Origin of the sequence: Rhodococcus sp. OK519 (genome assembly GCF_003051005.1) — a bacterium.
GTDB lineage: Bacteria > Actinomycetota > Actinomycetes > Mycobacteriales > Mycobacteriaceae > Prescottella.
In genome coordinates this window covers 1371646-1392363 of the sequence record NZ_QAOW01000001.1, presented here as the reverse complement: position 1 = coordinate 1392363, position 20718 = coordinate 1371646, and the positions used below count along the sequence as shown (strand labels likewise).

Here is a 20718-nt window from a genome sequence, read left to right as displayed (position 1 = left end):
CACATCCCACTCGTCGCCGAGATGCCGCACGGCGGCTTCGAACACTCCGGCTACGGCAACGACCTGTCCGCGTACGGCGTCGAGGACTACACCCGGATCGAGCACGTCATGAGCTCGCACGACTGATCTGTGCCGCGAAATCTCTGCTCCACAACTTCTTTCGAAGGAACTGCCGCCATGAGCACCGTCTCGTACCGCCTGCCCCAGAAGCGCGTACTGGTCACCGGCCTGCCCGGCCCCGAGTCGATCGCGTTGGGCGCGCGCCGCCGCGCCGCGGTCGCGGCCGGTGTCGGCTCCAGCGTCCCGGTGTACGCGGCCGACGCCGACGGTGGCGTGATCGTCGATGTGGACGGCAACTCGCTCGTCGACCTGGGCGCCGGCATCGCGGTCACCAGCGTCGGCGCGTCGGATCCACGGGTCGCGGCCGCGGTGCGTGAGCAGGTTGGCCGCTTCACCCACACGTGCTTCATGGTCACGCCCTACGAGAGCTACGTACAGGTCGCCGAGGAACTCGCCGCACTCACGCCCGGCGATCACGAGAAGCGCACCGTGCTGTTCAACTCCGGCGCCGAGGCCGTGGAGAACGCAGTGAAGGTGGCCCGATTGGCCACCGGTCGCGACGCCGTCGTCGCGTTCGACCACGCGTATCACGGCCGTACGAATCTGACGATGGCGCTGACCGCGAAGGCGATGCCGTACAAGACGAACTTCGGCCCGTTCGCGCCCGAGGTCTACCGGATGCCGATGTCGTACCCGTTCCGGGACGAGGCCGGTCTCACCGGCGAGCAGGCTGCCCGGCGCGCGATCACCCAGATCGAGAAGCAGATCGGCGCCGCGTCGGTGGCCGCGATCATCCTGGAGCCGATCCAGGGTGAGGGTGGATTCATCGTTCCCGCACAGGGATTCCTGCCGACGCTGGTGGCGTGGGCGCGCGAGAACGGCGTGGTGTTCATCGCCGACGAGGTACAGACCGGCTTCGCGCGTACGGGTTCGTGGTTCGCGTGCGAGGACGAGCAGATCGTCCCCGACATCATCACGATGGCCAAGGGCATCGCCGGTGGCCTGCCGCTGTCCGCGATCACCGGTCGCGCCGACCTGCTCGACCGGGTGCACACCGGTGGCCTCGGTGGCACCTACGGAGGCAACCCGATCGCGTGCGTCGCCGCCCTCGCCGCACTCGAGACGATGCGGGAATTCGATCTGCCCGCCCGCGCCCGGCGGATCGGCGAAACCGCGACCGCCCGCCTGCGCGCCCTCGCCGAGGAGGTCCCGGCGATCGGCGACGTCCGCGGACGCGGCGCGATGATCGCGATCGAACTGGTCGTGCCCGGCACCGCCGAACCCGACGCAGGCGTCACCAAGTCGATCGCGGCGCGCGCGCTCGAGCAGGGCGTGATCGTCCTGACCTGCGGCACCTACGGCAATGTGATCCGCCTGCTGCCGCCGCTGGTCATCGGCGACGAACTGCTCGACGACGCGCTGACCGTGCTCGAGGCTGCCATCCGCGCCGCCACCTCCGCCTGACCTTCCACCCGCACCATCTCGAACAGGATCGCCCATGCGCAGTACTGACCGCCTCCTCGCCAGATCGAGCGCACCGAGGATCCCGCGCTGTTGATGACCGAGGAAATGGGAAAGACGCTCGCGGAGAGCCGATCCGAGGTGGCCTACGCGGCGAGTTCCTCCGCTGGTTCAGCGAAGAGGCGGTTCGGATCCAGCGCCGCCGTGCCTGGCAGTGACGCCGCCGCAGTAGGTCGGCTGATCACGCCTTGCCGATCACGCCATAGTGGCGCATTCCAGGAGTGCAGATTCGACGCATAGGCACCCCCGCGGGTGTGCTCGAGGCCACAGAATTGACATCAGCACCTTCGAGATCCGAAGCCATCACCCCGACGAAGGAGATCCCTTGCCCTCAATCACACGTGACGTCGTTGTCGTCGGTGCCGGCCCGTCCGGACTGACCGCTGCCACCGAGCTGACGAAGGCCGGACTGTCCGTGGCAGTCCTCGAGGCACGCGACCGCGTCGGCGGACGGACCTGGACCGACACCATCGACGGCGCTGTTCTCGAGATCGGCGGGCAGTGGGTCTCGCCCGACCAGACTGCGCTGTACGAGACCCTCGAGGAACTGGGCATGGACACGTACGGGCGGTATCGCGAGGGCGACTCGGTGTACATCGCCACCGGCAGCGACCGGACCGTGTACTCCGGCGACAGCTTCCCTGTCTCCGACCACACGCCCTCCGAGATGGACCGGCTCATCGCGATCCTCGACGACCTCGCCGCCGAGATCGGCGCCGACGAGCCCTGGGCGCACCCGCGCGCCCGCGAACTGGACACCGTCTCCTTCAGCCGCTGGCTCGAGGACCTCAGCGACGATCGTGAGGCCCGCGACAACATCGGCCTGTTCGTCGCGGGCGGCATGCTGACCAAGCCCGCGCACGCGTTCTCGACACTGCAGGCTGTTCTGATGGCGGCCTCGGCCGGCTCGTTCAGCAACCTCGTCGACGAGGACTTCATCCTCGACCGGCGGGTGGTCGGCGGCATGCAGCAGGTGTCGATCCGTCTGGCGGATCGTCTCGGCGACGACGTCTTCCTCGGCGCACCCGTCCGGACCGTCCGCTGGGACGAGGACGGCGTCACCGTTCTCGCGGACGGCGACCTCGAGGTGCGGGCCAGCCGCGTCGTTCTCGCGGTCCCGCCGAACCTCTACACCCGGATCTCCTTCGATCCGCCGCTACCGCGCCGCCAGCACCAGATGCACCAGCATCAGTCGCTCGGTCTGGTCATCAAGGTCCACGCGGTCTACGAGACCCCGTTCTGGCGGGCGGACGGCCTGTCCGGCACCTGCTTCAGCGGCGCCGAACTGGTTCAGGAGGTCTACGACAACACGAACCACGGCGACAGCCGCGGCACGCTGGTGGCGTTCGTCTCGGACGAGAAGGCCGACGCGATGTTCGAGCTGACTGCCGACGAGCGCAAGCGCCGGATCCTCGAATCCGTTGCCCGCTTCCTCGGCCCGCAGGCAGCCGAGCCAGTCGTGTATTACGAATCCGACTGGGGCGCAGAGGAATGGACCCGCGGCGCCTACGCCGCCAGCTACGATCTCGGCGGGCTGCACCGCTACGGACGCCACCAGCGGACCCCCGTCGGGCCGATCCACTTCTCGTGCTCGGACCTCGCGGGAGCCGGATACCAGCACGTCGACGGCGCCATCCGGATGGGACGCGACACCGCCCGCGCGATCCTCGCGGCATCGGTGCAGTCGACGGGATAGCAGACGGGATAGCAGACGGAACTACCGAACCCTCGGACAGGCCCTGCCCGCATCGGGCGGGGCCTGACCGCTCGCCGGGGTATCCATCACTTTCTCGCGGCCGACACCAGCCACCGGCGGCCAGGCCGCACCCGCCAGGCCTCGGACGACTCGGGGAGCGCGCGTCCGTACCGCTCGGCGAGGTCGTCGACCGACACCGCGATGGCCCGCCATCCGTATGAGTCGAACCACGTCACCGGATCCTCAGGACCGGTGGAACGCAGCATCGCCAGCCATTCCTCCCTGCTGATCGGGCTGTTCTGGAACAGCGGGCTGTCGTTCATCACAGCCGCGGGATCGACATTGGTGATCGTCGCGCCGACAGCGCTACCCGGCGCCGACAACTCTCCGACGCGCGTCATCAGCCCGTCGACAGCGTCGTCGGGCAGATACATCAGCAGACCTTCGAGAATCCACGCGGTCGGGACCTCGGGCCGGAACCCTCTGCCGCGCAGCGCGGCCGGCCAGTCGTCACGAAGACCGATCGGTACGACGACGCGAGTCGCTGCCTCCGGTGCGGCATCGCCGAGCACTTCGCTCTTGAACCCGACCATGTCCGGGGTGTCGAGTTCGTAGACCGTGACCGGACGGGTCCACGGAAGCCGAAACGCACGCGTGTCGAGCCCGGCACCGACGGCACCGAGGACGAAGTCGTCGAGGAACTTCGTCCGCGCCGCCACCCAGGCAGTCAGGACCTCACGCATACCGTCGTCCATCTGTTCGGTGGGCGGACTCCATCCCGAACGACGCACGAACTCGCCTGCCCAAGTGTCGTCGAACAGTCGATCGTCCCGCGCAGTCTCGAGCGCACGCGCCGCGGCGACGAACACCGCGGTGGCACCGACTCCCCGAGGTTGATTCATCGCAGCACCTCCGACCTCGATTGTCCTCCCGGTCACCGAGACCGCACCCTCCCGAGCCGTCGGCACTCCCTATGGTCCAGATCACATGATCGTCGAGGACTGGAGGCAGTACCCATGAGCGCGAACCGATTCGTCGGCAAGGTCGCATTCATCACCGGAGCAGCACGTGGCCAGGGCCGCGCGGAGGCGGTGCGGCTGGCAGCCGAGGGCGCCGACATCATCGCCGTCGATGCCTGCACCGACTTCGAGTCCACCGCGTACGACGGCGCCACCGAGGCGGATCTCGCCGAGACCGTCGCGCTCGTCGAGGGTCTGGGCCGCAAGATCGTCGCCACCAAGGCCGACGTGCGCGACTTCGCCGCGATCTCCGCGGCCCTGTCCGACGGCATCACCGCACTCGGCCGCCTCGACGTGGTCATCGCGAATGCCGGCATCTGTTCGGGCGCCATGTCGTGGGAGATCACGCCGGAACAGTGGCAGGAGACGCTCGACGTCAACCTCACCGGCGTCTTCTACACCGTCAAGGCCGCGATCCCGCACCTGATCGAGCAGGGCGAGGGCGGCTCGATCGTCATCACCAGTTCCGTCGCAGGTCTGCGCGGGCTGCCGTTCCTCGGCCACTACGTGGCCAGCAAGCACGGCGTCACCGGCCTCGCGAAGACCCTGGCCGTGGAACTCGGTGCGCACAACATCCGGGTCAACACCGTGCATCCCAACGGCGTCGAGACGGGTATGCAGGTCAACGACATGCATGCGCTGGTCCAGGAGTACGCCACCACGCTGGCGCCGATCTTCATGGGCAGCCTGCCGGACCAGATCAGCCAGCCCGAGGACATCGCCAACGCCGTCGCGTGGCTCGCGTCGGACGAGGCCCGGCACGTGACGGGCATCCAGTTGCCGGTCGACCTGGGCACGCTCATTCGCTGACCTCGGTCGGGTGCGGTGTGCACGGGATCGGGGCATGCTGATTTCGTGCACACCTTCGAGGTCTGGGCCCCGGTTCCCCACTCGGTTCGCGTCCACGTGGACGGGGTCGAGCACGAGATGACGCGGGCGGCCGACGGGTGGTGGCGCGCCGAAATCGCGGTCGAACCGAGTGCACGGTACGGATTCGTGCTCGACGACTCACCGGTGGTGCTGCCCGATCCCCGGTCGCCACGCCAGCCCGAAGGCGTTCACCTGCCGTCCCAACTACACCACCTCGACACCGCCCGCTGGACGGACGCCGCGTGGACGGGACGGCAACTGGCCGGCAGCGTCGTATACGAACTGCACGTGGGTACCTTCACCCCCGAGGGCACGTTCGATGCTGCGATCGAGCGCCTCGACCACCTCGTCGACCTCGGTGTCGGATTCGTCGAACTGATGCCGGTCGCCGCTTTCAACGGGATCCACAACTGGGGCTACGACGGCGTGCTCTGGTACGCCGTCCACGAGGCGTACGGCGGTCCGGACGGACTGCAGCGGTTCGTCGATGCGTGTCATCGACGCGGTCTCGCGGTTGCCCTCGACGTCGTCTACAACCATCTCGGCCCGTCCGGCAACTACCTCGACCGGTTCGGCCCCTATCTCGCGGACGGCGCCAACTCGTGGGGCGCGAACGTCAATCTGTCGGGTCCCGAATCCGCCGAGGTTCGGCGCTACATCGTCGACAACGCATTGCGCTGGTTCCGTGACTTCCACGTCGACGCGCTTCGCCTCGACGCCGTCCACGCCCTCGTCGACAACTCCGCGACCCATCTCCTCGAGGAACTCTCGATCGAGGTCCATCGACTGTCGACGCACCTACGCCGTCCACTCACCCTGATCGCCGAGAGCGATCTCAACGATCCGCGCGTCATCACGGCGAGGGCCGCCGGCGGCCTCGGTCTGGACGCACAGTGGGACGACGACATCCATCACGCGATCCACGCGGCAGTATCGGGTGAACGGCAGGGTTACTACGGCGACTTCGGTTCGCTGCAGGCCCTCTCCCGCACGCTCACCCAGGGCTACTTCCACAACGGCACGTACTCGACGTTCCGCGGTCGAATCCACGGTCGCCCCATCGATGTTCGCCGTATCCCCGCCGACGCACTGCTCGCATACACCTGCACTCACGACCAGATCGGCAACCGCGCCACGGGCGACCGTCCCGGAACGTACCTGACTGACGGCCAACTGGCCGTCAAAGCGGCCCTGGTCCTGTGCTCCCCCTACACCCCGATGCTGTTCATGGGCGAGGAGTGGGGTGCTCGGACGCCGTTCCAGTACTTCACGTCTCACCCCGAGAAGGCGCTCGGGAAGGCGACGGCGGAGGGGCGGCGCCGCGAATTCGCCGAACACGGCTGGGACTCAGGCATCGTGCCGGATCCGCAGGAGGAGTCCACCTTCCAGCGATCCAAGCTCGACTGGGAGGAGCCGGCCGTTCCGCCGCACGCCCGCTTGCTGGATTCCTACCGCGCCCTGATCGCGCTGCGGCGTAGCCGATCCGAGATCAGCGATCCGTGGCTCGAGCATCTCGGCATCGAGTACGACGAGGACGCGCAATGGATCGCGATGATCCGCGGAACGCTGCGCGTGGTGTGCAACCTCGGAACCGAAGCGGTGACGGTGCCGGTCGGCGGGATTCCGCTGCTGTGGTGGGACGAGCCCACCGTCGACGAGACCGCGTCCGCAGTGGAACTGCCCGGCCACTCGTTCGCAGTCCTGGACGCCGATCCGATCGCCCGGATCAGAACGGGACGGCGGTGACCACCACGTTCTCGAGATAGGTCCCCCGCCCCTGGGAGTCCTTCACGATCTCCCCGCCACACGTGACGATGTGCAGTTCACGCGGCCCACCCGACCCCTGGAACGCCCACTCCGGCAAAGCCTGCTTGACGAACCGCTCCATTTTCGTGACCTTCCACCGGGTCACGACGCCGTCCTTCGTCACGTACACCGCGTCCCCCGGATACAACGTGTGCATCCAATACAACGCGCCCTCACCCTGGTTCGCGTTGTCCACGTGACCGGCCACCAGGATCCCACCGTCCGCGGCATCGATCGGTGCCGAACCCGTCCAATACGTCACCTGTCCCACGTCACGCGGCAACAACAGGCTCTCGTCGGGGGCCAACCCCAGCGGATCGAGAGTCGTCTCCACCCCGATTGCCGGGATCACGATGCTGTTGTCCGGCAACGGTCCGAACGGCACCTGCGGCCGGTCCGCCGGATCCGCCGCCGCCGGACCGGGCTTGCGCGCCTGCCCACCCGCACCGACCCCCGGCAGTGCCCCGTCGACCGGGTCGGCGACACCGTCCGGTGACAGATCGAACGTCGAGCGCGGCACCGGCGCAGCGGCCGCCGGCTCGGGTTGCAACCCACGGGCGACGAGAACGCCACCCCCCGCGAGCAGGATCAGCGCAGCGACGACCAGCAGGATCGTCCCGCCCCGCCCCGTCCGTCGCAGAGCCTCGTGCCTACCCATGTCGGTCGTCCTCCGTTCGCCGAAATCCCGCCGGGCCACCCTGCCACACATGACTGATCGTCACAGGTGTTCTGTGACATCACGTTCACCGGCTCCCGCGGCGAGGGCGGTGCGCCCAGCGGTCCAGGGGGGGTGGAAACTGAGCAAGATCACGGTCACTGCAACAGCACCTGCGGGAGTGCTGACCCTGACCAGCCCGCGGCGCTGCACCCCGCGCCGTCGGGCTGCTCGGGCGCAGGCCCCCACGTACACCACGTCCTGCCGGGTTTCTCCAGTGAGATGCCGGTCGAGTGGAAGTCACAGTCTGGACGTGGGCGCGCAAGGGCATCGCCGAAAGCGTTGTGCCTCTTAGCCGCTCGGATGACGTTCCCCGGATTCCACTCGCACCTGTCCGATGTTCGAAATTCGCGGCAAGCGGTGTGCACGGGAGAAGCGGTTTCGCTGTGGGCGGATCTGCTCACAGCAGCGCGGCATTGCCTGCCGGGACCGTTGCGTCGGAGGGTAGTGGCATGTCCGAGAACACGTTCGATCCCACCGCGGTGCTGGACCGCGATCTGAACCAGCGGCTGTTCGCACAGCGCATGATCCTGCTCGGGGATGCACTCGAACAGGCCAACACCAACCGGATCTGTACCGCCCTGCTCGTATTGGCCGCCGAGGACCCGGAGTCCGATATCGCTCTGGTGATCAACTCGCCCGGCGGCTCGGTGCCCGGCATGCTCGCGATCCGCGATTGCATGCGCGCTGTGCCCAACGACATCACCACAGTGAACCTCGGCATGGCCTACAGCGCCGGCCAGTTCCTGCTGTCGGCCGGGACCCGCGGTAAGCGGGTAGCACTCCCACACGCGAAAGTGCTCTTGCACCAAGGATCCGGAGGCGTAGGCGGGTCGGCCCCGGATGTTGCGATTCAGGCCGCCGACATCCGCCACACCCGCGACACCGTCCTCGCCTGCATCGCCGAGGACACCGGACGACCCCTCGACGAAATCACAGAAGACTCGGTACGGGACCGCTGGTTCACCGCGGAAGGGGCCCGCGACTACGGCTTCATCGATCGGATCGCGACCTCGCTCGACGACGTGATCCCACGGCGGCTCCCGCGCACGTTCGGTCTGGGGGTGGCCCGGTGAGCACCTACACGATCCCTTACGTCACGCTGTCGACCTCGGCCGGCGACCGCACCATCGACATCTACAGCCGCCTGCTCGCTGACCGGATCGTCTACCTGGGCACCGCCGTAGACCAGGGCGTCGCGAACGCGATCATCGCGCAGTTGCTCCACCTCGAGAACGACAGCCCGGACCGGCCGATCGCGCTGTACATCAACTCGCCCGGAGGAGCGATCCCGTCGGTCCTGGCCCTGTACGACGCGATGCAGTTCGTGCGCGCCCCGATCGAGACCACCTGTGTGGGCGAGGCGGTGGGTAGCGTGGCGCTGCTGTTGGCCGGCGGCACCCCGGGCCGGCGCGCGATACTGCAACACGGGCGGGTCGTGCTGCACCCGCCCATAACCGAGGGCGGCCGCGCGCCCATCCCGGACCTCGTGATCGAGGCCGAGGAGATCGAACGCGTGCGCAGACTGCAGGAGCAGATCCTCGCCGCCCGCACCGGCCGCGGCGCCGAGCAGGTGCGCCGCGACATCGAACGGCAGCTGGTCCTCACGCCCGACGCAGCGATCGACTACGGCATCGTCGACACCGTCATCGGCAACCGCTCCGCTCTCTGACGACGACCGCGGGCCTATCGCGAGGGCGATGGGCCCGCCGAACAGCGTGTACTGAAGAAACGGCCGTACGCGCAGATGTGCTCAGGCTGCCAGGAGCACCGGCCCAGCCGCCGCCCCGCGTCCTCCGGCGAAACTCGGCGCAGCGCGCAACTGCAGAACCGGGGCGAGCCGGTATGCCCGCCGCGCTAAACCCTCGACGCTCGTCCCCAGAGCGCCGGCGACCGCGGCGAGCACTTCAGACGACGGGTCCTTCACTCCACGCTCGATCTCCGACAAATACTGTGGCGACACCCCGGCCCGCGCGGCAACGTCCGTCAAGCGCTCGGCACGGTCAGTGCGGATCTGCCGGATCTGCTCACCGACGACCTCTCTCCACAGCCGCTGCGGCTCGCCGACGGTGTCCGACACCGGCTTGTTCGGCTCCTCGAGACCACATGCAGTCAACGAGTTCCGGCGTACGTCATTGCGAACAGCCGGCTCGGACGCCGCGGGCGGGGCCGACGAGCGCGCGCCCGTCCCCTCGGCCCGCGCAGGGACGCTTTTCCCGACTGGAGCTCGGTCCTTGTGGCGGAAACTCCCCTGGGTGATCACGGCGACCATGATCCATAGGCTACCTGCGCCGGCCCAACCGAAACAGCACAATGGCCGCCACGAAAGGCGGCTCCTGTGCCGGCCCGAACGGGATGTCCTCCATGGCGAAAGCCTTCCATTCATGCAGGGCTTGCGGCGTGATCGACAACCGCGGCGAAACCAGATGCGCCCCACGCTGTCACGATCCGTTCTGCAATCGTTTCCGGTAAACGCGGAGCTGGTGCCCGGGAGCACTCGCCACACCGAAAGCATGGAAATCAATTTTCAGAACGCCACGTCCGTGATGGAGGAGTTCCTCTATTTCGTACGTTTTCGGCTGAACATCGTGCATGGCCCAGAACACTGAAAATTCCGGACTGTCCCGCCGCAACTCCTCGACGAGTTCACGAAGCCGCGCCGGCTCAGCCCCGAAATCAGCGCTAGCCCGCAAATTGGCGACAGTGGACCGTGCCGATGATTCCCAATCAACGAAGAACGAGCGCCCGTGCGGGTCGAGGAGCACGATCTCCAGCAGATTCCTTCTGTCCGCGAATCCGCTGAACAAGTCCTCGGCACGCGCATTGAGCGCGATGACATCGAGGACAGGGCCGAGAACAACCGCTCCCGCCTCCCGCCAGGTGTTGAGAAGCAGGCAACGCTCTTGTGGCACAGGCTTTTTCACTGCGTCGCCATCAAGTTTCCACGCGACGCCAGCAAGGGTGTGAAGATGTCGTTGCTCATCGCGTGTGAGTCGCAAGGTGCGCGCCAGTTCCGCGAGGATCTGTTCGGAGGGTGGCGCTCCCGCCCCCTGCTCCATACACCGGTAGTAGTCCACGCTGATGTCTGCGCCCATCGCCACATGGTCGCGCCGAAGGCCGGGAACGCGTCGATGCCCGACAACGGGAAGACCGAAGCCCACTCGCCGACAGAGTCGCCGTCGTCACCGGAGCCTCCAGCGGGATCGGTGCTGCCGCCGCGCAGCGCTTCGCCGAACTCGGCGATTCAGTCGCTCTCATCGCCCGACTCGGTTACCGCATCGACGCACTCGAAGACCGTATCCGCGCCAACGGCGGTACCGCGCATGCACTACCGACCGACATCACCGACCGCGACGCCGTCCTTGCGACCGCGAATCGGATCGCCAACGAGCTCGGCACAGTTGACCTGCTCTTCGCCAACGCAGGCGTGCAGCTCATCTCCGGAATCAGCGACCTCGCCGTCGCCAACTGGGACGCTCAAATCGATCTCAACATCAAAGGCACAATGAACACCATCCAGGCGTTCGTCGGCCCTTTGGAAGCGATCAAAGCTGCAGGCACGGCCTCCCCAAAGCCATTAGCTGAGGCCCTGGGGGGCGCCCCAAGGGCGCGCGCCCGCATTGGCACAGCGCCGCGACCAAATTCCATTGCGTTCCCGGACCACCGCTATTCGGTGGAGATTTCGGGTTCTGGGGCCTGGCCGGTTGGTGGGTGCTGCTGGGCCTGCCGGAGTTCGGTGTTGATGCGTTGAGCCTCGGTGAGTTGGTCTTCGAGGATGATGATGCGGCAGGCGGCATCGAGCGCGGTGCCCTGGTCGATCAGCTCGCGGGCGCGTGGCGCGATGCGTAGCTGGTATCGGAAGTACCGCCGGTGGCCACCCTCGGATCTCATCGGGGTGACCAGTTTTGCGGTGTCGAGGCTGCGAAGGATTTCGACTTCGTCGGAATGTGCGTGACGCCTCTCGTCGAAACGGACGGGGCGGCCCCGGCGCCTTTACGGCGCCGGGGCCCTAGGGGATTCACTTACCTGTTCCCCGCCTCGGCGGACGGAACGCGATCGTGTCGAAGCTGACCGTGCACCACCTCCCAGTCGAGTGTTTTCCGATGTTCCGGAGCGGCGATCTCGCTACCGCCCCGTCTGCGGCCGACAGCACCGCATGTCCTGCAACTACCTTTTCCCTGCGTTTTCCCTACCGGGCCGATCCGACCACCCGGTAGACGGCGGAACGCATCGAGTCCTTCCGAAACACATCAACACACCTTCTCGACGCGTCCCGCCCCACTACTAACCAGTCGTGCCTTCATGCGGGCAGTTCGTCCTCTACCACGCTTTTTGGACCCGTCTCTCGTTTACGAAAGGAAGATTACAACGGCCAAACACGATTGTCTACAGTCGCCACTACAGACTTTCTGTGATGGTGGTCACTAGTGCGGATCTGCAGGTCACGTCACCGAAAGTAGCCCGCGACGCGTTTCTGGGCCGGCGGGAGGGTGCGTTGCACGCATCTCGCCGCCGGTTCACGCCGGCGAACCGCGCACTGACAGAGCGGAACCTGTTCCCCTCACCCGCGACGCAGCGCTCTGGCACCGCGTGTATGTGGACCGACAGCGCGTGGAAGACGAGCGAGAACGGCAGCTCGAACACCTCGACGCCCCCCCCCGGTCGACGGTCGAGCAGAGCGAGCGCCCCCTCCCGAGCCATCCCCGCCGCGATCAAGTCCGCGTGAGCGGAACTGACCACCGTTGCCCGCACGACCGAGAAGCAGCACTGGGCCCACCCCCGAAAGGTTCTTTGCCGCACAGGGTTCGGGCCGGGAACCGGTTCGGCGTGCGGCTGCTGCCGGGTAATCTCCGCGCGGACGATCTATCGTGGCGGGTGATCGAAGTTCCAACCACGATCGATGCGGAGGACACGGTGGCGCGAGATGCTGCGGCGGGGGCACGTGAGAGTCGCGGCGTGTACGGAATCTCGGTGACCTCGGAACTGTCCGGGGTGGGCCCGCAGACGCTGCGACTCTACGAGCGGCGGGGCCTGATCTCGCCCACCCGCACGATGGGCGGAACCCGGCGCTACAGCCCGAACGACCTGCAGCGCCTCGAGCGGATCGGCGAGCTCGTCGAACTGGGAGTGAACCTCGTCGGCATCGCCCGCATCCTCGAACTCGAAGACACCCAGGTGCGCCTGGCCGAAGAAAACACGCTCCTCGCGAATTCGGCTGCACAGCTGGAGTTTTTCCGATAGTCCGAAACACGGCGGGCAGCGATCTTTCGCTGGGAGCGACCTTCTAGTGGGCCGACAGCGTGGTGCGGGTGCCTCGGCGCCACACGTCACGCAAATTGAGGGTGTCGCTGATCGTGGTGGTGGGGTCGCCGTCAACGAGCAGCAAGTCGGCCCGCAGGCCTTCGGCGATGCAGGCCCCGGTGGGACCCAAGGACCTCAAGCGCAACCTGGTCCCTCAACATCGTCGACGAGGCAGACGAGGCAGCCGAGGCAGCCGAGGCAAACACGGAGATGACGGTCGGCGGGCTTGCCGACCACCTCCTGGTGGACCCGTCAGTCGCCAGCCGTATGGTGAGCGACTGCATCTCCCACGGCTATCTGATCCGCGCGGCCTCGCAGCGGGACGGCCGCCGCACCGTGCTGCACCTCACGGAAGAAGGCACCGCCCTCCTCAACCGCTTTCGCAATCAGCAGCGGCAGCACGTTGAACAACGCGATCGCATCGCGGACAGCGCTCTGACCGTGACGTGGAAGCGCTGGCCTTGCAAGCCGATCCCCCACGACGTTCAGGAGACCCGCAGTTTGTGTCGGGCTCCGACTGCTGGGAGGCCATCGTCCTCCGCGCACGACGCCTGTGCCCAACGCCCCTCCTCTGCCGCCTGCGATCGGCGGCGAATGAAGGGAGCTGATTCCGTGGCCGTCGCCGGGGCAGCACGCGGGTGGCTCATCCGCGGTCAGCGCCCGGACGAGTTCGAGCCATGTGACGGTCCCGATCGGGATGAAACCGTCCACGACAGGCACGGCGCAGGTGCCGGCGCCCGACAACGCCGCCGCGACGTGGCGCAAATCCGTCGCGGCGCGCACCGCCAGGACGGGGGTGGCCATGGCGTCCGAGACGCTGATCTGCCCGGCGTCGACGACGTGCATCTGATCACGTCCCTGCTGCAGTCTCGCGCGCCTGGTCCAGGAGGATGCGGCGTTCTGCGGCGGCAACGACCCGACGTGTGCGCGCGGCGGAATCGGGAGTCACCGAGACCGACGTGATGCCACTCCGGACCAAGTGCTCGGCCAATCGGGCATCGGTGGACACGGCCTGCCCGCACAGCGACGTCGTCAGGCCCGACGCACGCGCACGGTCGATGATGCGATCGATTGCGTCGAGGACGGCCGGGTCCATCGTGTCGAACAGGTCCTTGCACACCTCGGAGTCCCGGTCGACTCCGAGCATCAGCTGGGTCAGGTCATTACTACCGATCGACACGCCGTCGATGCCGAGCCGGGCGTACTCCGGCATCCAGTACATGACGGACGGGACCTCGGCCATGATCCAGCGATGCATCCGACGGTCGGCGCCGAGCGGATGGGCGTCGAGCTGGGCAAGGCACTCCGCAAGCTCCCAGCGCGTACGGACGAACGGAATCATCAAGTGCACGTTATGAAGGCGACTCCGCACACGATGCAGGACGTCGAGGTCGAGGCCGAACAGTTCGGGTTCGCGCACGTACCGGAAGCAACCCCGGTAGCCGATCATCGGGTTGTCCTCATCCGGTTCCACGTCTCCACCCTCGAGCTCCGCGAACTCGTTCGAACGCAGGTCGACCGCGCGGTAGACGACTGGACGGGGAGCGAAGACCGCGGCGATGTGTTCGACGCCGGCCGTCATGTCGTCGATGTACTCCCGCCGGCGTCCGGCGGCGATCATCGCGGCAGGGTGTCTGCCACCGAGCGCGCCGGTGATCATGAACTCGGCGCGGAGCAGACCCACACCGTCGACGTCAGTGGCCGCGACGGCGTCGGCCGCCTCCGGGGTCGCGAGGTTGACATACAGCGCGGTCGCGGTCGGCTCGGTCGTCGCCGCGCTCGGCGGCAGCGTGGCGGGCTCGGGGCGGGAGGCTCGTGCCGGGGCCACGGCCCCGGCGAAGACCGTCCCCCGGTCGCCGTCGACCGTGATCACCGAACCGTCGGTGATGACGCTGGTGGCGTCGTGGGTGCCGACGATGACGGGCCGGCCGAGTTCGCGGCCGACGATCGCGGCATGACACGTCACTCCCCCACCGTCGGTGACGATCGCCGCGGCGCGCCGCAACACGGGCAGCCAGTCGGGTCGCGTCATCGGGGCAACCAGGATGTCGCCGTCTCCGAGTCGGGCGGAGTCCCCGAGCGCGGTCAGTACCCGCGCGGTGCCGGTGGCAGTCCCGGGACCGGCACCGAGCCCGTGGACCAGCGGTGTCGTGGCGGCGCCGGACCCGGTGCCGCCATCGGTGTCGGTCTCGGTGTCGGTGTCACCGAGGGTGGTGATCGGTCGGGTCTGGACGAGCCACACGTCACCGTCCTCGACTGCGAACTCGAGATCCTGCGGGGCGCCGTAGTGTTCCTCCACTGCCGCAGCAAGTTTCGCGATCTCGCGGACGAGACCCGGTCCGAGGACCTGCCGGGTGGCATCCTCCCGGGGCAGGTCGACCCGCCGGTCACCGTCACGACCGGGACGGATCGCGAACGCCTGCGCCCCGATGTTCTTGTCGACGAGCGAGAAATTGCCCTTCGACACGACGTACGTGTCAGGCTCGACCTGCCCACCGACGATCACCTCCCCCAACCCCAGGGCGGCCTCGATGACGATGCGGTCCCGGGCCCCGGTGCGGGGATCCGCCGTGAACGCGACACCGGAACACTCGGACCGGACCATGCGCTGCACAACGACCGCGATCGACGGTTCGTCGCCGTAGCCACGCAGGATCCGATAGGTCAGCGCGCGTGGCGTCCATAACGACGACCAGCACGCGAGGACCGCGTCGATCAGTGCGTCGTCACCGACGACGTCGGTGTAGCTCTCGTGAATGCCCGCGAACGACGTGTCAGCGGCATCCTCGGCGGGTGCCGACGACCGCACCGCAACCGAAACGTCCGGACCGAGACCCCGGTAGGCGCGGCAGATCTCGGCTCGCATGTCGTCAGGCAGGTTCACCCTGCGCACGAGGTCCTGCAGGCTTTGCGATTCGCTGTCGAGGTCTGCATCTTCCGCCGTCCGGCACGCAGCGCCGCGGTCGGCGAGTTCGGCACGGATGCCGGCCGCGTCCATCGCCGCGATGTAGGCGTTCTCGGCGATCGCGAACGCCGGCGGCACCGGGAATCCGGCGCGGGCGAGTTCTCCGAGGTTGGCGGCCTTTCCGCCGACCGACGGGGCGTCGGTGGGCCCGAGGTGGTCGATCGATGCGGTCCACCGTTGCCCCGCCGGGGCCGACTGAGCTGTCATCACCGCTCCTCGGTGTGATTCGAGGGTCCCCTCCAGCAAACACCTCCTGCCGGGCTCGTCCCAGGGTCCAATGTCATCCGTCGGTTGATTCGTCGTGGTCGTACAGGGCCTCTGCGCAGACCACGCGTTGCCGGCGCTGGGCGTAGGCGCAGGTGATCGCGTCCGTCACCGGGACCGACGATCCCGCGAGGAGATGGGCCTCGTCGTCGCGGGCATCCACGGCTGTCCGCTCGGTCACTCCCCGGACGACCGGACCATCATCAGGGGGCAGTCCGCGGTGTGCAGGAGCACGGTGCTGGTCGATCCGATGAGCATTCCCGCGAACCCGCCGCGCCCGTGCGAGCCGACCACCAGGAGTTCAGCGTCCGCTGCACGCTTTCGCAACTCCTCCGCAGCGTTGCCGCGGAGAACGATGCGGGTCACCGCGATCTCCGGATAACGGTCCTCCCAGCCCGCGAGGCTTTCCGCGAGCACCGCCCGCTCTGCGACCTCGACCTCGTCCCACTGGAGATCGAGTTGGTCGTCGAATGCGGTGGACAGGTCGAACGGCGACCATGTGTGGATCGCGATCAGTCCCGCACCGCGCAGGGATGCTTCGCCGAACGCCGTCGCGAGTGCCGGCGTGCTGTTCTCTGTCCCGTCGACACCGACAACCACGCACCGGTGTCCGGCGCCGTACGTCTGCCCGGCGTGGCCGCGGATCACCACGACCGGGCTGTGAGCGTGAGCGGCGAGCGCCACCGCGACAGAGCCCGCGAGCGCGGCCGTGATCCGTCCCAATCCTCGGCTGCCGACCACGACCATTCGTGCCGACCTCGACGCCTCAATCAGGGCTGGTCGAGCGGGCCCCTCGAGGATCTCGGTGGTGATGTCGAGGCCGCCCGCAGCCGTCTCGATGGTGCGGGCGACCGCGTTCGCCTCCCGGAGATTGGCGCGTGCGGCGCGATCGCGGTCGGAGAAATAGCTCGCGGGGAGCCGGATCTCGTCTCCGTACGGGGTCGGGGTACCCAGCGCCGAAACGATCTCGAGGGGGCAGTCGTGCAGGCGGGCGGCTCGAGCCGCCCAGCTGACGGCGGCAAAGGACGTGACGGATCCGTCGATTCCGACGACGACCGGGTCCTTCGCTCCGCGCGCGTCCAAGGCAACCTCCGAACCTCGACTGCCTCCCATCGTTCGCCGCGAGAAGCACCGTCGGGTAGGGCCGGAAGTCCCGCCACGACGTGGTGGAGGACGGATCGTCGTACGATCGGATCGTATGCACCCGGGAGGTGCCGAGAATGTTGACGGTGTTCATCGTGGACGATCACGAGGTGGTGCGCCGCGGCCTCGCCGAACTGGTCGAAACGGACAACGAGATGCGGGTAGTCGGGCAGGCGGAGAACCGGTCCCAGGCTCTCGCCCGGATCCCGGCACTCCGGCCCGACGTCGTCCTGCTCGACGTGCGTCTACCGGACGGCAACGGAATCGACGTGTGCCGCCAACTACGGACCAGGATTCCCGGTCTGTGCTGCCTCGTCGTCACCGCCTTCGCCGACGAGCGCGCCATGCAGGAGGCTGCCGCGGCCGGAGCAAAGGGCTACGTGGTCAAGGACATTCGTGGAATGAAGTTGATCGAGGCGGTGCGCGAGGTCGGCGCGGGTCGCACCCTGCCGCCGCCCGCGGCACCGGCTCGGCGGCGTGCCTTCCCCGCCGATCTGACCGCACAGGAGCGGCGACTTCTCGCCTTGCTCGGCGAAGGTCTCACGAATCGCGAGATCGCCGCCCGCATGTTCCTGGCCGAGAAGACCGTGAAGAACTACGTTTCCCATTTGTTGGCCAAGCTCGGTGTGAAACGCCGCGCGCAGGCGGCAGTGGTCGCAGCACGGTCCGGAGTGACGACCGGAGCGCCGAACTCACGACCCTGACGGTCCTCAGAGATGTCACGGCGGACTCGGCCTCCGTGCTCTACCGGCACCGGTGCGTCGGATCCGCTTGTTCGAGTAGTCCGCCGCGAGGAGAGCGGGCATGCCGGCGATCGCGATGGCCCACCCCGCGATCGACGGCGGGGACTGCCCGAGCACGGCGGCGACCGGGCCGATGACGAGAAGCGCAATCAGGATGACGAATTCGGCGGCCACCGCCCAGACCAGCAGGCGATTGGTCAGCCATCCGACTTGCCACACCGGGCGGGTAGCACTGCGGCACGCGAAAGCATTCGCGATCTGGCCGAGGACGACCGCGGTGAATGCCGCTCCAGACGCAGTGACCAGCACAGTGCCACTCGGCGCGTCGGCCCCCAGGTGCCAGCCTGCGAGCGTGAGCACCGTCAGGAAGGCGATCATCTCGAACGACGACTCGACCGGACCCAGCACGCCGAACACGCGGGTCAGCACCGCGCGGTCCATGAGGTGACGGTGCTCGGGCCGACGCTCCATCACTCCGCGGCTCGGTGGTTCGCCGCCGAGAGCGAGTGCCGGCAACAGATCGGTGACGATGTCGAAGCAGAGCACCTGCAGGACTCCAATCGCGAGCGGGATGTGTCCGCCCGATAACGCCCAGACGACGAAGGGCGTGAGTTCGGCGACGTTCGCTGTCAGGTGATAGGTGAGAAATCGACGAATGTTGGCGTAGGTGGCGCGACCCTGCTCGACGGCGGTCACGATCGTGGAGAAATCATCGTCGAGCAGCACAAGATCCGCGGCCGCCCGCGCGACGTCGGTGCCACCCCGTCCCATCGCTACGCCGATGTCCGCCTCGCGCAACGCTGGACCGTCGTTGACGCCGTCACCGGTCATCGCGACCACGTGACCACGTGCCTGAAGCGCTCGGGCGACGGCGAGTTTCTGCTCGGGCGACACTCGGCTGACCACGGCTCCGTCGCGGTCGAGCAATTCTCCGAGCGCAGCGTCGTCGGCGGGGAGATCGTGACCCTCGACCACGACGGGTTCGCGGTCCCCTCCGATCAGTCCGACCTCCCGCGCCACCGCCAGTGCCGTTGCGGGATGGTCGCCGGTCAACATGACAACCTTGATGTGGGCGTGGCGAGTCGCGTCGAGCGCGTCGGTCACGGTCGGGCGTGGCGGGTCCTCGATCCCGAACAGTCCGAGCAAGGTCAGATCCCGCTCGATCGATTCCACGGGCATCGGCACATCCGACTCGGTGGTTCCGGGGAGTTCCCGCTCTGCCACCGCGAGTACGCGCAGGCCCTGTCCGGCCAGATCGTCGACGGTCCGGCGCGCGGTCGCGAGTGTGGCGCGACCCGGCCCCGTACACAGTGGCAGGACGGAGTCGGGTGCGCCCTTGAGCATCAAGGTGCTACCGGACACTGCCGACTCGCGGCGGCGCCGAGGATCGAAGGCATAACGGCGTTCGGTGGGCATTCGGACCGGATCGGACCCGTCGGACACGCGGCGCGCGAACGCGTCGATCGCCGCCTCCATTGGATCGCCGACCACGGACCAGTCGCCGTCGGCGTAGGCGATCCCGCCCTGAGAGGCGGTGGTCGCTGCCCGTCCCATGTGCGCTCCGGCCCGGCGCGCCGCGGCGGACGCGGTGACCTGGCCGGTCGGCTGGTACCCCTCGCCGACGATGGACACCTCTCCTTCGGGCGTCCACGCCCGGACCACAGTCATCCGATTCTGAGTCAGAGTTCCGGTCTTGTCGGTACAGATCACGGTCGTCGAACCCAGGGTCTCGACCGCCTCGAGGTGCCGTACGAGGGCATGGCGTCGTACCATTCGCTGCGCGCCCATTGCGAGCGACAGGGTCACTGTCGGGAGGAGCCCTTCGGGCACCAACGCGACGGTCACGCCGACCGCGAACAGGAATCCGTTGTGCGCCGGTGATCCGACCAGCAGCGACAGCGCAAAGAACGCGCATCCCACGACGATCGCGAGAACGGCGATGATCCGCACCACGCGCTGGAGCTCGACTGCCAACGGACTCCGAGGCCGTCGCACTTCGGCAGTCAGGGACGAGATCCCCGCCAGCCGGGTGTCGTCGGCCGTCGCGACGCACAGTGCTTCCCCTTGGCCGGACACCACGTAAGTGCCGGCGCAGACACCGTCACCCGTAGATGCGTGGACCGGTTCACTCTCGCCGGTCAGCGTCGATTCGTCGACGGCGAGATCGTCGCTGTGAAGCACGCGACCGTCCGCGGGTATCCGGTCGCCACTGGACAGGAGCAGCACGTCCCCGGCCACCACGTCGGCCGCCCCCACGACGCGCGGCGCGCAGTCCCGGCGAACGGTCACCGCCGACGGCAGCAGGTCCCGCAGCCGTTCGGACGCCTTCTCCGCCCGCTCCTCCTGCACGAACGCGAATAACCCGTTCACCACGATCACGACGACGATCGCGATCGCCAGTTGTGGCATTCCTGCCACAACCGAAAGCGCGGCCGCCACCCACAACATCAGCGCGAAGAAGTGTGTCAACTCGGCCAGCAGCGTGCGCCACGCCGGCACCGGCCGCACCGACGGAAGGACGTTGGGGCCGTCGGCGCGCAGGCGTGCGGCCGCGGCGGACGAGGACAGTCCGGTCGTCGCCGTGGTGAGGTCGGTTGCCGGGACGCGCGCCATCG

General features: G+C 67.9%; 20 protein-coding genes and 1 pseudogene. 10 read left to right on the top strand and 11 right to left on the bottom strand.

Features of this window, described 5'->3' with window-relative positions; translation table 11 throughout:
* Nucleotides 1–177 precede the first annotated feature (177 nt).
* Both gabT and C8K36_RS06495 read left to right on the top strand, forming a co-directional pair.
* Nucleotides 178–1524 (top strand): 4-aminobutyrate--2-oxoglutarate transaminase, encoded by a 1347-nt coding sequence (gabT, locus tag C8K36_RS06500; RefSeq protein WP_107983514.1) that lies wholly within the window; start codon nt 178–180, stop codon nt 1522–1524.
* A gap of 382 nt (nt 1525–1906) precedes the next feature.
* Nucleotides 1907–3277 carry a flavin monoamine oxidase family protein gene (locus C8K36_RS06495; RefSeq protein WP_107983513.1) on the top strand — a complete coding sequence of 457 codons (1371 nt, stop codon included), beginning with the start codon at nt 1907–1909 and terminating at the stop codon, nt 3275–3277.
* An 86-nt stretch (nt 3278–3363) separates the two neighbouring features.
* Here C8K36_RS06495 and C8K36_RS06490 read toward each other — a convergent pair whose 3' ends face one another.
* Nucleotides 3364–4179: an SAM-dependent methyltransferase gene (locus tag C8K36_RS06490; RefSeq protein WP_146176464.1), complete on the bottom strand. Its 816-nt coding sequence runs from the start codon at nt 4177–4179 to the stop codon at nt 3364–3366.
* 114 nt (nt 4180–4293) lie between these two features.
* Between C8K36_RS06490 and C8K36_RS06485 the strand changes: the two genes are divergently transcribed.
* Together C8K36_RS06485 and treZ are read left to right on the top strand one after the other, a co-directional pair.
* Nucleotides 4294–5106: a mycofactocin-coupled SDR family oxidoreductase gene (locus C8K36_RS06485; protein WP_107983511.1), complete on the top strand. Its 813-nt coding sequence runs from the start codon at nt 4294–4296 to the stop codon at nt 5104–5106.
* 45 nt (nt 5107–5151) lie between these two features.
* Nucleotides 5152–6912, top strand: coding sequence for a malto-oligosyltrehalose trehalohydrolase (gene treZ / locus C8K36_RS06480; RefSeq protein ID WP_107983510.1), 1761 nt, complete (start codon nt 5152–5154; stop codon nt 6910–6912).
* On the opposite strand, the gene C8K36_RS06475 is transcribed toward treZ, so the two are convergent.
* The gene (locus tag C8K36_RS06475; RefSeq protein WP_258195167.1) at nt 6893–7630 is read right to left on the bottom strand and encodes a class F sortase; all 738 of its coding nucleotides are present in this window, start codon (nt 7628–7630) and stop codon (nt 6893–6895) included. The two genes, treZ and C8K36_RS06475, sit on opposite strands and share 20 nt — an antisense overlap.
* 509 nt (nt 7631–8139) lie before the next feature.
* On the opposite strand from C8K36_RS06475, the gene C8K36_RS06470 reads away from it, so the two are divergent.
* Both C8K36_RS06470 and C8K36_RS06465 read left to right on the top strand, forming a co-directional pair.
* Nucleotides 8140–8763 (top strand): ClpP family protease, encoded by a 624-nt coding sequence (locus C8K36_RS06470; protein WP_107983509.1) that lies wholly within the window; start codon nt 8140–8142, stop codon nt 8761–8763.
* Nucleotides 8760–9359 carry a ClpP family protease gene (locus C8K36_RS06465; RefSeq protein ID WP_107983508.1) on the top strand — a complete coding sequence of 200 codons (600 nt, stop codon included), beginning with the start codon at nt 8760–8762 and terminating at the stop codon, nt 9357–9359. Before C8K36_RS06470 ends, C8K36_RS06465 begins: the two co-directional genes overlap by 4 nt.
* Nucleotides 9360–9440: 81 nt before the next feature.
* Here the strand turns inward: C8K36_RS06465 and C8K36_RS06460 are convergent, their stop codons facing one another.
* Together C8K36_RS06460 and C8K36_RS06455 are read right to left on the bottom strand one after the other, a co-directional pair.
* Nucleotides 9441–9803 (bottom strand): helix-turn-helix domain-containing protein, encoded by a 363-nt coding sequence (locus C8K36_RS06460; protein ID WP_258195165.1) that lies wholly within the window; start codon nt 9801–9803, stop codon nt 9441–9443.
* 325 nt (nt 9804–10128) lie between these two features.
* Nucleotides 10129–10782: an XRE family transcriptional regulator gene (locus C8K36_RS06455; protein ID WP_107983810.1), complete on the bottom strand. Its 654-nt coding sequence runs from the start codon at nt 10780–10782 to the stop codon at nt 10129–10131.
* On the opposite strand from C8K36_RS06455, the gene C8K36_RS25400 reads away from it, so the two are divergent.
* Nucleotides 10773–11438: an SDR family NAD(P)-dependent oxidoreductase gene (locus C8K36_RS25400; protein WP_107983506.1), complete on the top strand. Its 666-nt coding sequence runs from the start codon at nt 10773–10775 to the stop codon at nt 11436–11438. The genes C8K36_RS06455 and C8K36_RS25400 overlap by 10 nt on opposite strands.
* On the opposite strand, the gene C8K36_RS06445 is transcribed toward C8K36_RS25400, so the two are convergent.
* Nucleotides 11354–11578 carry a hypothetical protein gene (locus C8K36_RS06445; protein ID WP_258195163.1) on the bottom strand — a complete coding sequence of 75 codons (225 nt, stop codon included), beginning with the start codon at nt 11576–11578 and terminating at the stop codon, nt 11354–11356. The genes C8K36_RS25400 and C8K36_RS06445 overlap by 85 nt on opposite strands.
* A gap of 1023 nt (nt 11579–12601) precedes the next feature.
* Between C8K36_RS06445 and C8K36_RS06435 the strand changes: the two genes are divergently transcribed.
* A complete protein-coding gene (locus tag C8K36_RS06435; RefSeq protein ID WP_107983809.1) occupies nt 12602–12928 on the top strand; it encodes a MerR family transcriptional regulator in 327 nt (108 codons plus the stop codon).
* Nucleotides 12929–12971: 43 nt separating this feature from the next.
* Here C8K36_RS06435 and C8K36_RS24695 read toward each other — a convergent pair whose 3' ends face one another.
* The gene (locus tag C8K36_RS24695) at nt 12972–13127 is read right to left on the bottom strand and encodes a hypothetical protein (protein ID WP_181319460.1); all 156 of its coding nucleotides are present in this window, start codon (nt 13125–13127) and stop codon (nt 12972–12974) included.
* 71 nt (nt 13128–13198) lie between these two features.
* On the opposite strand from C8K36_RS24695, the pseudogene C8K36_RS25395 reads away from it, so the two are divergent.
* Nucleotides 13199–13261, top strand: a pseudogene (locus C8K36_RS25395) (hypothetical protein); the annotation flags it as partial.
* Here C8K36_RS25395 and C8K36_RS25090 read toward each other — a convergent pair.
* From C8K36_RS25090 to C8K36_RS06420, 4 genes are all read right to left on the bottom strand, one after another.
* The gene (locus C8K36_RS25090) at nt 13241–13792 is read right to left on the bottom strand and encodes a hypothetical protein (RefSeq protein ID WP_420910860.1); all 552 of its coding nucleotides are present in this window, start codon (nt 13790–13792) and stop codon (nt 13241–13243) included. The pseudogene C8K36_RS25395 and the gene C8K36_RS25090 sit on opposite strands and share 21 nt — an antisense overlap.
* 46 nt (nt 13793–13838) lie before the next feature.
* Complete coding sequence (ppsA, locus tag C8K36_RS06425; protein WP_107983503.1) at nt 13839–16160, bottom strand: phosphoenolpyruvate synthase; 2322 nt, start codon at nt 16158–16160, stop codon at nt 13839–13841.
* Between the two features lie 73 nt (nt 16161–16233).
* Entirely contained in the window at nt 16234–16398 is a 165-nt protein-coding gene (locus C8K36_RS24690; protein WP_181319395.1) for a hypothetical protein, read from the bottom strand.
* The gene (locus C8K36_RS06420) at nt 16395–17300 is read right to left on the bottom strand and encodes a universal stress protein (protein WP_181319393.1); all 906 of its coding nucleotides are present in this window, start codon (nt 17298–17300) and stop codon (nt 16395–16397) included. Before C8K36_RS06420 ends, C8K36_RS24690 begins: the two co-directional genes overlap by 4 nt.
* Nucleotides 17301–17437: 137 nt before the next feature.
* On the opposite strand from C8K36_RS06420, the gene C8K36_RS06415 reads away from it, so the two are divergent.
* Nucleotides 17438–18064 carry a response regulator gene (locus C8K36_RS06415; RefSeq protein WP_107983808.1) on the top strand — a complete coding sequence of 209 codons (627 nt, stop codon included), beginning with the start codon at nt 17438–17440 and terminating at the stop codon, nt 18062–18064.
* A gap of 15 nt (nt 18065–18079) precedes the next feature.
* On the opposite strand, the gene C8K36_RS06410 is transcribed toward C8K36_RS06415, so the two are convergent.
* Nucleotides 18080–20716 (bottom strand): cation-translocating P-type ATPase, encoded by a 2637-nt coding sequence (locus C8K36_RS06410; RefSeq protein ID WP_107983501.1) that lies wholly within the window; start codon nt 20714–20716, stop codon nt 18080–18082.
* Between the last annotated feature and the right edge of the window lie 2 nt (nt 20717–20718).